Source organism: Paucilactobacillus wasatchensis (genome assembly GCF_000876205.1).
In the GTDB taxonomy this organism is placed as follows: domain Bacteria; phylum Bacillota; class Bacilli; order Lactobacillales; family Lactobacillaceae; genus Paucilactobacillus; species Paucilactobacillus wasatchensis.
In genome coordinates this window covers 1-18,637 of record NZ_AWTT01000043.1, presented here as the reverse complement: position 1 = coordinate 18,637, position 18,637 = coordinate 1, and the positions used below count along the sequence as shown (strand labels likewise).

The 18,637-nt window shown below is 39.5% G+C and carries 18 protein-coding genes and 2 pseudogenes; 15 read left to right on the top strand and 5 right to left on the bottom strand.

What is annotated here, in order from left to right:
* Positions 1-1,224 (bottom strand): amino acid permease (locus WDC_RS07555; RefSeq protein ID WP_044011255.1); only part of this gene is annotated, 1,224 nt, incomplete at its 3' end.
* Between the two features lie 365 nt (positions 1,225-1,589).
* Between WDC_RS07555 and WDC_RS07550 the strand changes: the two genes are divergently transcribed.
* A complete protein-coding gene (locus WDC_RS07550) occupies positions 1,590-4,220 on the top strand; it encodes a YhgE/Pip domain-containing protein (RefSeq protein WP_044011259.1) in 2,631 nt (876 codons plus the stop codon).
* Between the two features lie 69 nt (positions 4,221-4,289).
* Here WDC_RS07550 and thiD read toward each other — a convergent pair whose 3' ends face one another.
* Positions 4,290-5,099 (bottom strand): bifunctional hydroxymethylpyrimidine kinase/phosphomethylpyrimidine kinase, encoded by an 810-nt coding sequence (gene thiD / locus WDC_RS07545; protein WP_044011254.1) that lies wholly within the window; start codon positions 5,097-5,099, stop codon positions 4,290-4,292.
* Positions 5,100-5,476: 377 nt separating this feature from the next.
* Here thiD and WDC_RS07540 point away from each other — a divergent pair, with 377 nt between their 5' ends.
* The 13 genes and pseudogenes from WDC_RS07540 to WDC_RS07485 all read left to right on the top strand — a co-directional run bounded on the left by WDC_RS07540 (position 5,477) and on the right by WDC_RS07485 (position 15,510).
* Complete coding sequence (locus WDC_RS07540; RefSeq protein ID WP_044011253.1) at positions 5,477-6,058, top strand: UbiX family flavin prenyltransferase; 582 nt, start codon at positions 5,477-5,479, stop codon at positions 6,056-6,058.
* Positions 6,051-6,461, top strand: a complete 411-nt coding sequence (gene lpdD, locus WDC_RS07535; protein ID WP_404824768.1) for a prenylated flavin chaperone LpdD — start codon at positions 6,051-6,053, stop codon at positions 6,459-6,461. The genes WDC_RS07540 and lpdD overlap by 8 nt, the downstream gene beginning before the upstream one ends.
* Before the next feature lie 166 nt (positions 6,462-6,627).
* A complete protein-coding gene (locus WDC_RS07530; RefSeq protein WP_044011251.1) occupies positions 6,628-7,071 on the top strand; it encodes a GNAT family N-acetyltransferase in 444 nt (147 codons plus the stop codon).
* A 269-nt stretch (positions 7,072-7,340) separates the two neighbouring features.
* Complete coding sequence (gene argS, locus WDC_RS07525; RefSeq protein WP_044011250.1) at positions 7,341-9,032, top strand: arginine--tRNA ligase; 1,692 nt, start codon at positions 7,341-7,343, stop codon at positions 9,030-9,032.
* Positions 9,033-9,550: 518 nt separating this feature from the next.
* A complete protein-coding gene (locus WDC_RS07520) occupies positions 9,551-10,030 on the top strand; it encodes an arginine repressor (RefSeq protein ID WP_044011249.1) in 480 nt (159 codons plus the stop codon).
* A gap of 150 nt (positions 10,031-10,180) precedes the next feature.
* Positions 10,181-11,566 (top strand): class II fumarate hydratase, encoded by a 1,386-nt coding sequence (locus WDC_RS07515; protein WP_044011258.1) that lies wholly within the window; start codon positions 10,181-10,183, stop codon positions 11,564-11,566.
* A 128-nt stretch (positions 11,567-11,694) separates the two neighbouring features.
* Positions 11,695-11,892 (top strand): hypothetical protein, encoded by a 198-nt coding sequence (locus tag WDC_RS09905; RefSeq protein ID WP_225349637.1) that lies wholly within the window; start codon positions 11,695-11,697, stop codon positions 11,890-11,892.
* Between the two features lie 15 nt (positions 11,893-11,907).
* Positions 11,908-13,092, top strand: a pseudogene (locus WDC_RS07510) (MFS transporter); the annotation flags it as partial.
* On the top strand, positions 13,089-13,529 hold the full coding sequence (locus WDC_RS07505) for a MarR family winged helix-turn-helix transcriptional regulator (RefSeq protein WP_044011248.1): 441 nt from the start codon (positions 13,089-13,091) through the stop codon (positions 13,527-13,529). The pseudogene WDC_RS07510 and the gene WDC_RS07505, both read left to right, overlap by 4 nt.
* A gap of 66 nt (positions 13,530-13,595) precedes the next feature.
* A complete protein-coding gene (locus WDC_RS07500) occupies positions 13,596-14,180 on the top strand; it encodes a hypothetical protein (protein WP_044011247.1) in 585 nt (194 codons plus the stop codon).
* Between the two features lie 27 nt (positions 14,181-14,207).
* Positions 14,208-14,426: a hypothetical protein gene (locus tag WDC_RS07495; protein WP_044011246.1), complete on the top strand. Its 219-nt coding sequence runs from the start codon at positions 14,208-14,210 to the stop codon at positions 14,424-14,426.
* A 234-nt stretch (positions 14,427-14,660) separates the two neighbouring features.
* Positions 14,661-15,266, top strand: a complete 606-nt coding sequence (locus tag WDC_RS07490; RefSeq protein ID WP_052497828.1) for a L,D-transpeptidase — start codon at positions 14,661-14,663, stop codon at positions 15,264-15,266.
* Complete coding sequence (locus WDC_RS07485) at positions 15,259-15,510, top strand: hypothetical protein (RefSeq protein WP_044011245.1); 252 nt, start codon at positions 15,259-15,261, stop codon at positions 15,508-15,510. Before WDC_RS07490 ends, WDC_RS07485 begins: the two co-directional genes overlap by 8 nt.
* Positions 15,511-15,519: 9 nt before the next feature.
* Here the strand turns inward: WDC_RS07485 and WDC_RS07480 are convergent, their stop codons facing one another.
* From WDC_RS07480 to WDC_RS07470, 3 genes are all read right to left on the bottom strand, one after another.
* On the bottom strand, positions 15,520-15,981 hold the full coding sequence (locus WDC_RS07480) for a hypothetical protein (RefSeq protein WP_044011244.1): 462 nt from the start codon (positions 15,979-15,981) through the stop codon (positions 15,520-15,522).
* Between the two features lie 45 nt (positions 15,982-16,026).
* A complete protein-coding gene (locus WDC_RS07475; protein ID WP_044011243.1) occupies positions 16,027-17,352 on the bottom strand; it encodes a replication-associated recombination protein A in 1,326 nt (441 codons plus the stop codon).
* A gap of 87 nt (positions 17,353-17,439) precedes the next feature.
* Entirely contained in the window at positions 17,440-17,937 is a 498-nt protein-coding gene (locus WDC_RS07470) for a MarR family winged helix-turn-helix transcriptional regulator (protein WP_052497827.1), read from the bottom strand.
* Positions 17,938-18,059: 122 nt separating this feature from the next.
* On the opposite strand from WDC_RS07470, the pseudogene WDC_RS07465 reads away from it, so the two are divergent.
* A pseudogene (locus tag WDC_RS07465) lies at positions 18,060-18,637 on the top strand (quinone oxidoreductase family protein); the annotation flags it as partial.

Sequence of the window (18,637 nt, the reverse complement as noted above, 5' to 3'; positions counted from 1 at the left end):
TTTAAACTCAGGATCTCGTCGTAGAAATATAATTCCAAGTGAAACCATTGCAAAAGCAAATAAAGTGCCAATATTAACCAGTTCAGTAATTTTATCAATCGGGATAACGCAGGCAAAAATACTGCCAACGATCCCGAAAATCCAAGTGTTCAGGACCGGGGTGTGTGTTTTGGGAGCTAATTTGCTAAATATGGGTGGCAAAAGGCCATCACGACTAATTGCAAAGATTAAACGTGTGCCACCGTATAAAAAGACAATCAAAACTGTCGTCATACCAATGACAGCACCTAGCGAGACAATGCCAGATATCCAATCTTGGTGGATAAAATGGAGTGCATAGGCAACAGGATCTGCCACATTCAATTTGGTGTATTTAACGACACCCACCAACACTGCAGATAGAGCAATGTAAAGAGCGGTTGCAATTAAGAGTGAACCAATAATGCCGATCGGAACATTTTTTTGTGGATTTTTGACTTCTTCTGAAGCAGTAGATACGGCATCAAAACCGATGTAGGCATAAAAAGCAACAGCAGCACCAGAAACGACACCCTTCACCCCAAATGGTAAAAATGGGTGATAATTGGCCGGTTTAATGTAAAATAGACCAACCACAATGAATAAAATAATGACAATAATTTTCAAAATAACCATGATGGCATTAATTTGTGCAGATTCTCGGATCCCACCTACTAACAGTAGTGAAATGATCATGATGATGATAAATGCTGGCAAGTCAAACACGGCATGCGGCATACCCGCAGTGCCGTAAGCGGCCTGTAATGCAGCGGGGAGGTCGAGATTAAAGCCAGCCAAAATATTTTGGAAATACGACGACCAACTAGCCGCAACCGCAGAAACCGAAAATAAATATTCAGATACTAATGCCCAACCGAGGATCCAGGCAATAAACTCACCAAAAACTGCATAGATGTACGTATAAGCACTTCCAGCCAATGGAATTGTGGATGAAAACTCCGAATAACATAAAGCTGCTAAGGAACAAACAATTGCAGCCACAACGAAGGCTAGTAGGGCACCAGGACCCGTATATTTGGCGGCAATGATGCCTGGCGTGATGAAAATTCCAGCACCAACAATAGCGCCCACACCCATTGTGGTTAAGCTAAATGCAGTTAATGATTTTTCGAGGCCGGTTTTTTTTAAAACATCTTTAGTAATGTTTTTGCGCACAAAAAGATTCGATTTATTTTTATTAAGCATATGTATTCCCCTTCAAATTATCATCTAATTTTAATTATTAATCAGCATAAGGGGCGGTATCGCCTGTACTAATAGTGGTTAAAAATTAGAAAACTATAATTTTATTGTACCAGTTTCTCAGTAATTGGGTAGCCAATTTTTTAACCTTTACCGTAACGATAATTTTTTTCATTGTTTAATAGACTTTTGCAACTGTTGTAATGATAACATTGTTAGCATAGGCAACTATAGTTAATCCCCTGTTATGATTGACTTTAACGGTAGCTATTTTATTGGTAATAGTGTATATTAGTTTATTGGAATATGATAGATAAAAATAGTCGATGATCATCGACTACTGATTTGGGAGTGGGTTAAAATTGAAAATGATCAAAAATGAATTTAAGTTTATTTTCCATAATAAATTAATTATGTTGTCGGCAATTGTAATTGTGATTATACCGTTTTTATACAGTATTTTTTTCTTGAAATCTGTCTGGGATCCGTATGGGAATACAGGTGAGCTACCAGTGGCCGTCGTTAACGAAGACCAGGCTGTGCGATATGAAGGTAAAACACTCAATGTCGGCAAGCAAACAGTACAAGAGCTGAAGAAAAATCATCAATTGGGGTGGAAGTTCGTTTCCAAGCAACAGGCTCGGTCGGGCTTAAAAAATCGTCAGTATTATACAGTTATTACAATCCCGAAAAACTTTTCTAGAAATGCAACGACGGTGATGAGTACAACGCCAAAGAAAATGCACCTGACGTACAAGACTAACGATTCACTCAATTACATTGGTGAAGTTATTAGTGAGATGGGTTCTAAACAATTGAATTCACAAATTCGTGCTCAAGTAACAAAGGCATATGCCAGAGCTGTATTTGCCCAGTTGAAAACAGTTGGGTCGGGGATGAAGTCTGCTGCAAAGGCAGAAACTCAGTTACACGATGGCACTGTTACGTTAACTGATGGTTTAAATATGTATGCCGTGGGTGTTAACCAAGTTAATGACGGGGTCCAAACGTTGAAAGTTAAGGTGGTGCCATTAGCGAATGGAATTAGTCAATTAGCGAATGGCGGCGGAACGTTGGCAACTGCATTGCAATCTTATACTGGTGGTGTTGATCAGGTAAACAACGGATTACAGCAGTTAACAGCAAATTCGGGTACACTTGTTGGCGGTGTTCAACAAGCTGGCTCTGGTGTTGGTCAATTAAAAAGTGGTAACGCACAGATTACAACTAATTTAATAAAGGTGTCACAGCAAATTGATAGTACTTTGACACCAAGCAATCAAAAAGATTTACAAGCTTTTACCACTACACTAACTAACTTGTCGACTGTATTAAATAGTCTTGCTGGACCGACTGGTACTAATTTACAAAATCAAGTCCAAAGTGATTTGACTGGTGTGGGAACAAATACAAAGGAAATTGCCGGTCTAGCAACTGAAAGTGGTACTAACTTTCAAAATATTTATAGTAAAGTTTTCGATACTTCAAATCAAAATAGTACGGCCGTTCAATTAGGTCAGGCCGGTGCCAATACAAAGGGACTTCAAGCTGTAATAGCTAGTGATGCGTACAAACAAATGGCCGCTGATGATCCCACAACGGCTGCTAAAATTATTGCTCAAGTTGATTCAATTCAAGGAAATATTGCAAATGCTCAATCGAGCTTAGTTTCAGCAAGTAGTTCGGTTGCCAGCTTAAATAGTAATTTAAGTGGAATGAAGCAACCATTGAGCGACTCAGCAACTAAGTTGGAGGATGTCAATAATCAAATTGGCTCCATCCTGCCAATTTTAGAAAATTTGAAAGCACAACAAGCTGAGCATCCAAATGGCATGATAGAAGGAATTCAAGCAATTAATCAGCTTGAAACAGGGCTGCTAACCATCAACACGGGATTAAAACAGGTTGGTTTGACATCAAATACCATGGGGTTCATTCAAGCCTCACAAATGGTAGGAACAGGATTAACTCAGTTACAAACTGGAATTAGTGGCCAAAATGGTTTACTAAATGGTGTTTCGGCCTATACAAGTGGCGTTGGTCAAGCGCAAGCAGGAACGCAGCAATTGGCTAATAATTCTGGTGCACTTAATGGTGGCAGCACCCAACTTAGTTCTGGTTTGAATCAAATGAATTCACAGGTGCCAACACTAACAAGTGGGGTCAACCAGTTAGCAAGTGGAACACAGCAATTAACCGACAATTCGGGACAATTGATTGCTGGAACGAATAAGTTGGCTGATTGTTCAGGTCAATTACAAAGTGCGCTAACTAGCGGAGCAAACAAAGTTAATAGTATTAAGCCTACTAATAAAACAGCTGCGATGTTTGCAGCGCCGTCTAACCTCAAGCATCAATCGTATAGTTATGTTCCAAATTATGGTCACGCATTGGCACCATACGTTTTGTCGGTGGCGCTATATGTGGGTTGTTTAGTGTTTAACTTTGCCTATCCAATTCGTAAAGTGTCAATGCTAGGTCGGACTCCTAAGGAATGGTTTGCAAGCAAAGTTGCTGTTGGCGCGGTGATTGCGATTGGGATGGCTGTGATCGAAACAGGGTTAATGTTAGTAGCTGGTCTAAATGCCGATCATCCAGCGCAAATGTTCTTTGTCGCCATCATGTTCTCACTGGCGTCAATGTATGTTGTGATGTTTCTATCAATGGCGTTTGATAATCCGGGTCGATTCGTAGCGATGGTGTTATTGATGCTTCAATTGGGCGGCTCCGGCGGAACGTTCCCAATGGAAATCACTAATTCGTTTTTTAACGCAATTCATCCATGGCTGCCGATGTCATATTCAATTATGGGCTTTAGAGAGGCATTGACGTCCGGTCTTGGGGCTGGCACGGTTTGGCAAGCTGGTGGGGTCCTACTGCTTTTTGCATTAGTTGGGTTAGCACTTTTAATGCCAAGTATGATTGTACTTCAAAAATTACATTGGCACGGTAAATCTCAACTAGATAATAACCAAAAATTACAAGAAGTGGAAAAATAAATTAATATAAAAAAAGGATCTCGGTTGAGATCCTTTTTGCTATATCAACATATTGTTAGCTACAAATAATTAAATATTCTGTGCTGCCCAGTGGTTAATTGGTCCAAATTTATGTCCCACTTCGATTGAATTAGCAATCGCAGTGTGAACTACTTTTTTGGCTGTTTTAATCGCATCTTCAACACTATTTTTCTTGGCTAATTCGGCTGCAATTACTGCTGAAAATGTATCGCCGGTGCCATTAACCCGGTCAGTGTTGATGTACGGTTCCTTGAGCCAGAGGCTATCACCATTAGCAAGCAACACGAAATCGTCAACAGTATCCTGACTGCCTGTGTGGTGTTCGCCTTTAATGACAACATTTTTGGCACCCATATCTTGCAGTTTATGAGCACCAGTTTCAATTTCAGCAGGAGTTGCTAGTTTAGAATCAGTCAATTTCTGCGCTTCAAAGAAATTTGGGGTTATAACAGTGGCTAGCGGCACAATTTTTTGCTTAAAACTTTCGTAAGCTGCTTGCTCTAACAGCATATCACCGTGTTTAGTAATGATCACCGGATCGACAACCAGGGGACCAAAATCAACTTGTTGATAACACTCAGCAACTGTATCGATAACTTCTGTATTTGCTAACATGCCAGTTTTAGCCGCTTTAATATTGAAATCAGCTGCTAATGTTTTAAATTGTTGTTTGATATAATCCATTGGCATAATATGGGCGGCATCGATGCCGTAGGAATTGCCAGAAACAGCAGAGGTCAACAAACCCATGCCATACACGTTGGAAATAAAAAAGGCGTGGAGGTCCGCTGGCATTCCTGCACTACCATCCGAATCATGACCTGCAATTGTTACAGCTTGAACCTGTTCGTTTACCATCTACATCACCATTTACCCTAACTATTTTATGTTTAATTTTACCACCTAATTTTCAGTTGAATAGTCTAAATAGAAAATAAAAATACAAGCATTGTTTTAATCGATGATTGTATTATACAATCATTTACTAATTTAGTGAAACATACACCTGTCATAAGCTGTGATTAATGCTAGTGTCTTGTTCAAGCTGTGTTCAATTTATTAATAGTTGCCATTAACTGTAAAATCAGGTAATCTAGCCTTAGTTTAAATTGATAGTTAAAAGCGGTAATTAGCTGCGTGCCGCACACATCACAGTTTGTGATAATGAAAAGCGCCTGCCAAGTTGATTTTGGTGGGCGTTTTTGTGGCTAAAAATAAATGAAGAGGGATATGAAATGAAACGAATTATTGTTGCGGTTACTGGTGCTTCAGGCACAATTTATGCAATTGAATTATTAAAAGCGCTACAAAAAATTGACGATGTTGAGACTCATCTGGTAATGAGTAAATGGGGAAAACAAAACCTAGAATTAGAAACATACTACTCACTAGACCAAATGGAAGGTCTAGCTGATCACGTTTACCGCAATCAAGATTTAGGTGCGGCAATTGCCAGTGGTTCATTTTTAACTGATGCAATGGTAATTGTTCCCGCAAGTATGAAGTCAATTGCCTCAATTGCGACTGGACTGGCTGATAATTTGGTGGCACGGGCTGCGGATGTAATCTTAAAGGAGCAACGCCAACTGATTATAGTGCCACGGGAGACACCATTTAGTCTGATTCACTTGAAAAATATGACTAAGTTGGCGAAAATGGGGGTTCAAATTATTCCACCAATTCCTGCTTTTTACCATCGTCCTAAGACAGTTGAAGAGCTGGTGAACCACCAAACGATGAAATTACTAGACGCTCTCCATCTGGCTAACCGGGTAGAGCAACGATGGAGTGGAATTGGGGATGAACGTCGTGGTTAGATTTAATGTAACTAAAGAAAATTATACGATGACGGCTGAGGTTAGAACAGTCGGACCGGACTTAACTATCACGGTCACTGGCGGCGACAATCCGCACGTTGGGACGATTACTGCTATTACGGACGGAACCGATTTTCAAACAATTCAATATCCGAGTCATGATGGTCGGTTGCATAAGGATAATTTTATTTCTGAACGAATTGCACGGCAAATTCAACACCATTTAACAGGCAGTGCTACTGTGATGGCAGGGGTACACGTTAATCACATTACAAAAAAACAAATTGCTGCTGCCGCACCGATGAGTGACAACTTGGCTAAACAAATTAATGACTGGTTACAGCAACATCCAATTGAAGTTAAACAGCCAATTTATTACGGTAAAAATGAACAACCACATTAAAAATAGTGCTATTATTTTTTTTGAAAACAAAATCATTTTAGAGTAAGATAGCAACAACTTTAATGTAACGGTGAATTGCTTTCATCGCTGTTAGAGAGCTTGTAATGATATTTTGTAACTGATAATCTCATTACAAGTTTATTTTATGACTAGGGGATTTTAACTAATGGATTTATTGTGCAAAAAATTTGATCAGTTATCAACGACTGAATTGTACGAAATTTACAAGGAACGTACCGCTGTATTTGTAGTGGAACAAGAATGTGCTTATCAGGAAGTGGATGCCAATGATTTGACGTCGTTTCACCTGTTTGCGCTTGATGAACTTGGTGAGGTAATAGCTTATTCGCGACTAATTCCAGCTGATCAAGATGTTCGAATTGGGCGGGTACTGGTTAATGAAAAGTATCGTCACAATGGTTTGGCCACTGAATTGGTTACTAAATCAATTGAGCAAGCTAAGCAGTTGTTTCCGGCTGCAGCAGTTTTGAATATTCAAGCCCAGTATTATTTACGTGAGTTTTATGGTAGTTTTGGTGCCAAAATTGTGTCAGAGCCTTACTTAGAAGATAATATTAAACATGTTGATATGGTTTTGAAATTAAAGTAATTTATTTTTGATTAGTAATTTGGTATACTGTACTGGTGAAATGCATCTCTATAATAAAGAAGTAGTAGTTAGTGAATCCGTGTAAGCGAGCTTACGATAGTGCAAGGTAAGTCACGGGTGCTGATGAAGCGTGTCTTTTAGAGCACAGTAGAATAAATTTGAGTGGATCAACATCAATTAGAGTGGTACCGCGGGAAATCTCGTCTCTTATAAGTTCAAATTGGACTTGTAGGGGACTTTTTTATTTGCGGCCAAACAAGGAGGAAATTATGAATTCAAAGCAACAAGTAGTAAGTGCACTGGCAGCGGTGTTACCAGATACAATGACGGCAGCGGAAATTGAAGCAAAAATTGAACGACCCAAAAGTGATGGTAACGGTGATTTTGCATTTCCGACATTCTTTTTGGCTAAAGAATTGCATCAAGCACCACAATTGATTGCCCAAGGGTTATTGGCACAAATTGACCAAAGTAATTTTGAACAAGTGGTGGTTGCCGGGCCTTACATCAATTTTTTCTTGGACAAAACACAAGTGGGTGCCACAATATTAAATGAAATTTTGAATGATCCAAACAGCTATGGTTCCTCAGATCTGGGCAATGGTGGCAAAGTACCTATCGATATGTCTTCACCTAATATTGCCAAACCAATGTCAATGGGCCATTTACGGTCGACTGTAATTGGTAATGCGTTGGCTAATATTTTAACTAAGGTTAACTACCAACCTGTTAAAATTAATCACCTCGGCGACTGGGGCACGCAGTTTGGCAAGTTAATGGCCGCATATAAAATGTGGGGCAGTGAAGCTGAAGTTAAGGCGGATCCTATTAATACGCTCCAAAAATATTATGTTCGTTTCCACCAGGAAGATAAAGAAAATCCAGCCCTCGATGATGATGCTCGGGCGTGGTTTAAAAAGCTTGAAGATGGTGATGAAGAAGCAACTGAATTATGGAAATGGTTCCGGTCAGAGTCATTGAAACTATTTATGAAAATCTATGATTTATTAGATATTCAATTTGATTCATTTAATGGAGAAGCCTTCTATAACGATAAAATGACTGAAGTTGTGAAAATGCTCGAGGATAAACATTTATTGCAAGAGAGTAAGGGTGCGGAGATCGTTGATTTGGACAAGTACGATTTAAACCCAGCTTTGATCAAAAAAACAGATGGAGCAACGCTTTATATTACTCGTGACTTAGCCGCTGCAATTTACCGTAAGCGGACATATGACTTCGTGCAATCGCTATACGTGGTTGGAAATGAGCAACAAAATCATTTCAAGCAGCTTAAGGCGGTCCTAAAAGAACTTGGGTTTGACTGGTCTGATGATATTCATCACATCCAATTTGGCTTGATTACTCAAGGGGGTCGCAAGTTATCCACTCGTGAAGGACGTGTTATTTTATTAGAAAATGTGTTGGATGATGCGATTAAGTTGGCCCGTAAGCAAATTGACGAGAAAAATCCTGAGTTAGCCCATGCTGATGAAGTTGCCAAGGCTGTTGGGGTCGGTGCCGTTGTATTTCATGATTTGAAAAACGAGCGACGGAACAACTTTGATTTTGATTTAGCTGAAGTGGTCCGCTTTGAAGGCGAAACTGGGCCATATGTGCAGTATGCGCATGCACGTGCTGAAAGTATTTTGCGTAAAGCGGGGCAACCAGATTTGACTGCAGTTGACAAGTCAATTAGTGATCCAGGTGTTTGGAAAGTGATCAAAGCATTGGGTCAATTTAAGGATGTTATCCAACGTGCTGCGCGTGAATATGAGCCATCAGTCGTGGCTAAATACGCAATTCAGTTGTCAAAGGACTTTAATCAATATTACGCACATTCCAAGATTTTAGTGGAAGATGATGAAAAAATGGCACGATTGGCATTGGTTCAAGCAGTTAGTGATGTATTAAAGTCTTCGTTAGCTTTATTGGGTGTAAAGGCACCGGATGAAATGTAAAAAGATAGAGTGAGAAATAGGGCGCTAAGGTTCTGAGCATAGTTGAACTTAACCAATGATGCGGGGCTATGCATCATTGGTTAAGTTGGACTAAGCGCAGGAGCCTGCCCTATTTCTCACGTTTCGGCAATAAAAATATTGAACTTAACCAATGATGCGGGGCTATGCATCATTGGTTAAGTTGGACTAAGCGCAGGAGCCTGCCCTATTTCTCACGTTTCGGCAATAAAAATATTGTGCTTAACCAATGATGCAGGGCTATGCATCATTGGTTAAGTTGGACTAAGCACAGGCCATAATTACTTATTGCTTTAGCAATTAGTAATATGGACATCGGAGAGAACCTGCCCTATTTCTCACGGTCCTACTACAAATGATACTAAATCAAAGAATGTGATTAATTAACCTCAGATTCAGTCAAAATTGAATCATTATACGAAAATAACCAAAAACTATTAAAATAATTCAACTTTTGGTATACTTAGGCTAGAAATTTAGGACGAAGGGTCTATGAAATTATGAAAAAAGCAGTTCGTCAATCAAAAATTGAACAACTTATTAGTCAGTATGCAATTGGGACACAAGAAGAATTAATGCAGCAATTACAAAACAGCGGCATGAGTGCTACCCAGGCAACCATTTCACGTGATATTCGTGAAATGCAAATTGTGAAGGCGGCTGATGGTAATGGTAATTTGCGCTATACGATTTTTAAGGCTGGCAACAAGAGTGAAGAAGCACGTTTATTTAGTACTATTTTCGATGTTGTGACTAATATTACGCGGGTTGAGTTTATGAATATTATTCGAACTTTACCTAGCGATGGCAATATGTTAGCTGCAATTATTGATGATTTGGGGCTCAAAGAAGTGGCAGGAACACTGGCAGGTCATGATACAATCTTTGTAGTTAGCCCAAACGAACAAGTGGCAAAAAAATTTAACGAGAAATTAATGCAACATGTCAATCAAGAATTATATACAACTGGTAAAAATTAAAATGAGCAGACTGATATCTTTGTCAGTCTGTTTTTAGTTATCTGCCATTATTGTTTGAAAAGTGTACAATGCCGACCAGCGATAAACTGTGCTAAGATGGTGTAAAATAATATGAATTTTGGATTTTATCACGAAAGAATGGTGACAGGTATGTCGGAATATCGAGTTGAAGAAGATACTATTGGAGAAGTTAAAATCCCAGCTGATGCGTTATGGGGACCGCAAACACAGCGAAGTTTGCAAAATTTTACTACCGGCACAAAAATGCCACTGCAACTGATCAGAGTATTATTGCAAATTAAAAAGGCTGCTGCGGCTGCTAATCAGGAACTCAATGCAATGCCTGTCAATAAGACAAAATTAATTGGAGCAGCAGTTGATTATTTATTGAAACTCGATGATGAAAAATTAAGAAAGAGTTTTCCGTTGGTAGTTTACCAAACCGGCTCAGGTACTCAGACAAATATGAATGTTAATGAGGTGGTGGCACATGTGGCTGCCAATTTTAATTCTGAGTTGCCAATTCTACCAAATGATGATGTTAATCATGGTCAAAGTTCAAATGATGTTTTTCCAACAGCAATGAACATCACAGCAGCCGTCGCCGTGGCTGAATTAGAGCAAGCTATTCAACATTTGATTGATAAATTGAATCAGAAGCAAAAAAAATATTGGCGAGTGGTCAAAATTGGTCGAACACATTTACAAGATGCAACTCCACTGACATTTGGGCAAGAGATTAGTGGCTGGCGAAGTATGCTAACACATGATCTGAGTTATTTACACCAACTGGCCCAAACTTTAAACGAGTTAGCTATCGGTGGTACCGCGGTTGGAACAGGTTTAAATGCAGCACCTCGATTTGCTGATTTAGTTGCGACTAAAATGAGCACGGTTTATGGATTCGAGTTTACCGCTAAATCAAATAAATTCTATGGGCTGGCAGGCCATTCTGGCATCAACGTTGTGCACGGTGTCATGAAAACGCTGGCTAGTGATTTGTTGAAAATTGCAAACGATATTCGTTTCTTAGCTAGCGGTCCGCGAGCTGGGTATGGAGAACTTAATATTCCAGCCAATGAACCAGGATCTTCAATTATGCCTGGTAAGGTTAATCCAACGCAAGCTGAGGCAGTGACAATGGCAGCAGTTCGGGTACTGGGAAATGATGTGACAATTTCGATGGCGGCTAGTCAAGGTAATTTTGAAATGAACGTGTATAAACCAGTTTTGATTAGTACATTTTTGGAATCCGCAGAATTATTAACGGGAACGATGACTAGTTTTGCGGATTTATTGGTGGCTGGGCTTACGGTGAATACCGCAAGAATGAGTGAACTAGTTGAGCGATCATTGATGACGGTGACTGCTTTATCGCCACACATTGGGTATCATGACAGTGCGAAAATTGCCCAAACAGCACAAAAAAATGGTAGTACACTGAGAGAAGCGGCGATTAAATCTGGTAAAGTTAGTGCTGCACAGTTTGATGAATGGGTTGATCCTGTGAGAATGACAGGGATCGATGATAAGTAAGCAAAAATGTTGCCGATTTAATTCAGCAAATTATTTGCAAATGTTCTAACAACAGTGATGCAACGTTGTTAGAACATTTTGTTTGCCTAAGCAATTAAAAAAGCATATGATACACCCGAGGTGATAAAATGTTATCCCAAATTAGACGTTGGTCCGTCTTATCGATCTTAGGATTGTTCTTCTTTATGGTAATTGTTGATGGTAGCATCGTTACGATTGCTATTCCTGATATTGCAAAGGATTTAAGTGTGCCAACCGGTGAGGCTAATCTGATCATTTCTGTATATCTGATCACAATTTGTGCTACCTTACTGCTTTTCGGGTAATTTGGTGATCAGTTCGGTCGCATCCGCATCTTTGAAATTGGCACGTTAGTTTTTCTAATTGGCTCTTTTTTGGCCGGCGCTGGGCATTATTTGGGATTTGTTTTGATTGGCCGTTTAGTTCAAGGAATTGGTGCTAGTATGACGATGGCCAACAGTTATGCGATTGTAACTGACATTTTTCCGGCCAACCAACTGGGTCGAGCATTCGGAATTGAAGGCATTTTTATTTCACTGGGAGCATTAGCTGGTCCAGGAATGGGTGGCATTATTCTTGCCAATTTACCCTGGGGATATATTTTTTGGATTAACTTACCGCTGGGACTAGTGTGTTTGATTGTGGGCTCAATTACTTATCCAAAACAGATGAAATCAAAAAAGCAAAAAATTGATTGGTATGGGGCCATAACACTGGGCTTGGCAGCAGTCAGTTTGTATATTTTAACCATGCAAATTAATGCTAGTTTTGTTCGCATGACTGCATTGCTGATCATATTCTTTGGCTGCGGCTGGTGGTTTATAACCGTCGAACGCAAAGCCTTGCGGCCGCTATTGAATTTAACAATCTTCCAGAATGCTGTCTTTAGCAAAAGTATTATCATTGCATTTATCAGCTTTATTGTTTCCTATTTTTTCACTATCTTAGCACCATTATATTTACAATTAGTGCTAAATTATTCAACACAGTTCACCGGATTATTGTTAATGATTGCCCCACTTATTTCTATTTTTGCTTCGCCAATTGCGGGTTATGTTTCGGATCGTTACAATCAAAAGGTGGAAATGACAGTGGGAATGGTGATTTTGATTGTTGCTCAATTGGGCTTATTATTTTTAACACGGCGATTTGAACCCTACTATTTCATTGCAATTTCAGCCTTAATCTCTATTGGAACGGTTACTTTCGGGACGCCTAACAACGTATTAGTAATGCAATCTGTTCCAGACAAGCTACGTGCAATGGCCGGTTCAACTAATTCATTGGTGCGTGAATTCGGACTGGTATTAGGCACCACTATTTCAACACTCATCTTTTATCGGGTTCTCTCGCTAGTCGGCCATCAAACGGTTAGTACTGCGATCGGCGTACCAATCACTGCTATTATGACGGCTCAAAGATGGACCTATGCTGTGGGACTGTTACTGCTGCTAGTAGCATTACTGATTATTATTCATGCAATTAGAAAGGGACTTAGAAAATGAACTCAGCAAATGATCTAGATTTTTATATTCGAACAGTTAATACGGTTTCGCATAAAACGAGATTGTATTTGAATAGCCAGTTAAAGGATTTAGGACTGACATCTAGTACGTATTTTTTTATTCTAAAAGTTGGGGATAATGGCGAACTTTCGCAGGATCAGTTATTTAAATTAATTTATTTAAATCCTAGCAATGTGACCCGGAGGCTAAACCGACTCATTAAATTAGATTACATTAACAAGGAAAAATCGACGATTGATGGCCGCAGTAAAATTATTAAATTGACGCAATTAGGATATCAACGGTATGTGGAATTAAAAGAACGGTTACCACAAATCAACGAGTCAATAGTAAGCTCATTGAGTCAAGATCAGCTGTTGATTTTTAAGCAACTAATGGCAAATATGGAAGCTGGGTTAGATGAACTATTGCAATAAAAAGCATATTATTTGCTTAAGCAAATAAATTGAGTATACTACAGTCAGAAAAGGAGAGTGAGTTGGATGGCTAAGTATGTACTGGTAAAAGGTAAACTTGATCGTGACTTAATAATTCCTGACAATTTTGAACTAGTTTCTTCTGCGCAACGAGAACGGAATGGCGAGCAAGTACAAGTGGAGCGGTATCAGCATGGTAAAGATGTAATTCCCAACAACGCTCACATGACATTAGTATATGGTGAAGATGATCGACTAATTAGTTATAACAACTTTGTGGGTGATATTAATTTAGAATTACCAGGTGATGATGAATTAGTACAAACTGCGACTGCCGTTTGGCACAATTTAGATGCTAAATATGCCCGCAGGTTACAATTTATGCGGATTGATACGTTGCAACGATTTTTTGTAGATCAGCATGGTGATCGAAATGAGTTCGAAGTTTTGTGGGTAAAATTTGCGCATAATAATGGTTCGTATAACTGGGTGACGATTGGTCCGGGAGGGCAAATATTGGAAGTTGAACGTGAGTCCCGCTGGGATTACATGCGCGCTAGACGGGCAACTGAAGAGTGGAACTACGAGGCATGGGTATTAGCTCGTGAAGGAAAGGGGCCACAGCTAGCAGCTCCTGAAGCACTCGCCTAACCGCTGAAAGAATTGAGGGACAAATAAATGAATGAGCTCGAATATGAACGGACGATCGAACAATTAGGTAATTTGCGCGAACAGTTACGCCAGTTAGAGGATGTTGATTATATGACGGCAACGTACAAGGGTTATAGCTCCAGCGGCTTAACTTTGGAGGAAATAACAGATCAGATAACAGAGATTAATGAATCGATTAACATTGTAGAAACAAGGTTAGAAGAGGATACTGAACAGTACAAGTAACTACTCAAAATAATTGCTTTGCCACTGTGCTTAGATTGGATTGAAGTCCAATTGACGGTGCAGTGGTTTTTATTTTGTCAGTAAAGTTACAATGTGTGCACAAGCGAAAATAAAATTTAAGCAAAGTTTTATTGAAACTTGTGTTGCCAAAGGAATACTTAGTTTATATAATGGTAATGATAGGATTTTAGTAGTGAGTTAGGTGGGGGATTTTTGAATAAGAGTTTGAAACATATGCTGTGGGTTGTCTGCGCTTCTTTTGTGATGACAATTGTTTATACGGTTATCTTAGGGACGGTTAATTCTCGGGCTCAAAGTAAAAATAAAGTTGACCAGCAATCCAAGCAAACTGTTCAAGTTAAGGAAAAAAAAGCTAAGCCAGCACCAGTACAAATTGATTGGCGCAAATCGTCGGAGCAAAAAGCGTACCCAGATTGGAACCAACATCCCAATGCATGGGTACATGTATCCTTAAAAAAACAACGAGTTTATATTATGGACGGTCAGCAATGCCTGTATACGATGTATGCTTCAACGGGAAGCGGTGGGGATAACGCGACACCAACTGGAACGTATCACATTCAGGCGGAGCGCGGCACGTTTTTTTATAATCCCAAGAGTGGTGAAGGTGCCCGAAACTGGGTTTCGTGGAAAGACCATGGTATTTATTTGTTCCATTCAGTCCCAACGAATTCAGCAAATCAGATTGTCCAATCGCAAGCGGAGAAGCTTGGCAAAAGTGCTGCATCACATGGATGCGTTCGCTTATCATTACCAGATTCAAAGTGGATGTATGACACCATTCCAGTGGGTACCAAGGTGGTAATAGATAATGGCTAAATTGTTAGCACATCTGACTAGAGATTGCGAACAATCGTATCAGTACGTCAAAGGTCATGCTTGGTTAGATAATCTTGCCAAAGCCGACATAGTTTTGCTGATACTGTTAGGTACGTATGATTGGCTGGGATCAGCGTTGAAATGGTATTTAGTTGGCTGGCAGCGCATGTTCTTTGCTTTGGTTTTAATGGATGCTTTTTTATTATTTGAACGAGTCCTGGAGTATTTTGCGACCCATTTTTGATCTCTTTTATTAATATTCACCTTTAATCACAAAAAATGAACCGCGGATCGTGCCAGCTAACTTAGATTTTTGTCGGGCAAATTTGAATTTACCCTCAAATTCTTTGGGGATATCCATCCCATCGGATAGTTTAAAGCCCACAGCTCGTTTACCGTCTTTACTAATGCTGTACATTACGTTAACAGCTAGACCATTTTCATAAAAGACGTAGGCCATTTTGAGACCGTCAATCTCAAATGATGTTACTTCTAGTGGTTTGTATGGGAATCGCATATCTTTCTCAAGTAAGATTGTTTCGATCCATTTTAGTGTTTCTGGGTCTTCAAAAGCAGGTACAGTAATATATTCGTGTTTATATTTATTCCAGTAATAGCGTGCTTCATTAGCTCGTAGTCCGGCTAATGCTGTTGCAACTGGTGAACTTTCAAGTCCCACTGTGGCGACGTTCTTGAAATCTACCTTGTAAGCCATCTGATTACCTCAATTCATTAATGTTTTCGTTTTGATTATAGCAGATTATTCATCATGATGGGCGTGCCAATTCTTGATATATTCAAGCCGTTGTTTAAATCGTTGTTCGTTGCCTTGTTCGCTGGGAAAATAATATTGATGGTCTTCAATATCTGGTGGCATTGTCTTCATCGAAGTTAATTTATCTTCAGTTGAATGAGCATACTGATAGTCCTTACCATAGCCCAGCTCATCCATTAACTTAGTAGGGGCATTTCTAATTTGGAGAGGGACCGGATCGTTGCCAGTTTTTTTGACATCTTTTTTGGCATTTAAACGTGCTTTGTAAACCGAATTTGATTTTGGCGCGAGCGAAAGGTAAATGACAGCTTCAGTTAAATGGACGTCACATTCAGGCATACCAAGAAATTGGCATGCCTGAAAAACGTTGATGGCTACTTCTAGTGCTTTTGTATCAGCTACACCAATGTCTTCACTGGCAAACCGCACTAATCGGCGGGCAATGTAGAGCGGATCCTCACCGCCGTCTAGCATGCGCGACATCCAGTAGATTGCAGCATCAACATCACTGTTGCGCATCGATTTATGCAAAGCTGAAATAATGTTGTAATGTTCTTCACCATTTTTATCATAACGAAGCGATTTGGTGTTTATCAGTTGATTGAGATTATCCTTGTCAATCGTCACGGTGTTCTGATTGTGACTGGCATTTAAAACAACCATTTCCAAAGTATTTAATGCAATTCTAGCGTCACCATTGGCAAACTCAGCGATTAAACGAATTGATTCATCATCAATATTAATGGTGAGGCTTGGAAAACCGTCTGGGTGGTGGAGTGCCTTACGTAACAGTTCAATAATATCGTCAACTTCCAGCTGTTTAAGCACAAACACTTTACAACGAGATAATAAAGCAGAATTGATTTCGAAAGATGGATTTTCTGTGGTGGCCCCAATTAAAATGATACTGCCCCGTTCAACAAAGGGTAAGAAAGCATCTTGCTGGGCCTTATTAAAGCGGTGAATTTCATCAACAAACACAATTGTCTTTTCGCCGATTTCACGATTATCCTCTGCCTCTTCCATGATTTTACGAATATCTTTAATGCCGCTAGTCACTGCGCTAAATGTAATAAAATGGGCCTTAGTTTTATTGGCAATAATGCGTGCTAAGGTGGTTTTACCAACGCCAGGTGGGCCCCAAAAAATAATCGATGGTAATTGATCCTGGTCGATAATTTCACGCAGCACTTGTCCCTTGGCTAATAAATGTTGTTGACCAGTAAACTCTTCTAAAGTCTGTGGCCGCACTCGATTAGCGAGAGGGCTATTTTGTTTATTTTCGTTTGCAAATAAAGATTCCTGTTTCAAAAATTTCACCTTCAATTCTAATTCGGTGGCTAATTTAAATTTACCACCTCGGACAAAAAAGGTTTAGTAATAAGCACTGATGTAAAGTTAATGCATCGGATTGTTAGTTAAACTGTGCAAGACTTTAATAGTGGTTTGAATTTCAGCTGGTGAAAAACTAGTCAGTGCATTTTCATTATGTTCTCGTTCCAGGCGATGCATGTCCGCATGAAGCTTGGCCACGTATTTACCAGTTTCGGTGATTGATAAGAGGACTTCTTTTTTATTATTAGCTTGTTTTATTTTGGTAATCAGTTCTGCTTTATCTAATCGGTTGATGTAGCGCGAAAACATTCCCTGTGAAAATAATACACGTTCCTGTAATACCTTGTAGGGGATTAAGTTATGGTCAAAATTGGTTAATTCACTCAAGATTTCCATTTCAGAGTGGGTCATTTTTAACGTCTTGAATTTTGTGATTATCTCTGCGGGGATCTCACTAGTTAAGTTGGTGATAGCAAATTGCCAGAAACCCGCTTTAAATTCTTCATGTTGCTCTTGAACCGCTCGGATGGCGGTTAATAGTTGCGTAGTTTGGTCTGCCATGAATGAACCTCCTAAAATTAATTACCGGTAATCTATTGCAATAGAAAAAAATCTGTGTATACTGATTATGTATTACCGGTAATTAATTTTCAAGAGAAATATTAAATTAGGTGGATTAAATGATGAAAGCAGCAGTAGTAAATGATTTTAAAAAAGGACCACAATTCCAGTCGTTCCAAGCGCCACAACCAACAGGTAAAGAAAAATTAATTCAAGTTTTGGCGGCAAGTGTCAATCATCGAGTGCTGTCGCAAGCTGATGGTACTCACTATACAAGTGACGGAAAATTGCCATTAATTCCTGGACTTGACGGTGTTGGCAAATTAGCAGATGGGTCATTAGCATATTTTGTCACTTCGAACCCAGTCTATGGTTCGTTGGCGCAACAAACGGTAGTAGACCAACGCCGAATTATTCCGTTACCTGCAGATATTGATGTGAATAAAGTCGCAGCTTCGATGAATCCAGCAATGTCATCATGGATGGCCTTTAAAGATCGATTAGGCACAGACATTAATGGTAAAAATGTATTGATTTTGGGTGCAACCGGTAATTCGGGGAGTCTGGCAGTTGAAATTAGTCATTATTTGGGGGCTAAAAGTGTGGTTGCGGTTGGACGCAACAAAAAGAAACTGGCAACCTTAAATGTTGAAAAGGAAATTTCATTGTTGGATGATCCAGCAGATGTGAAACATGGATT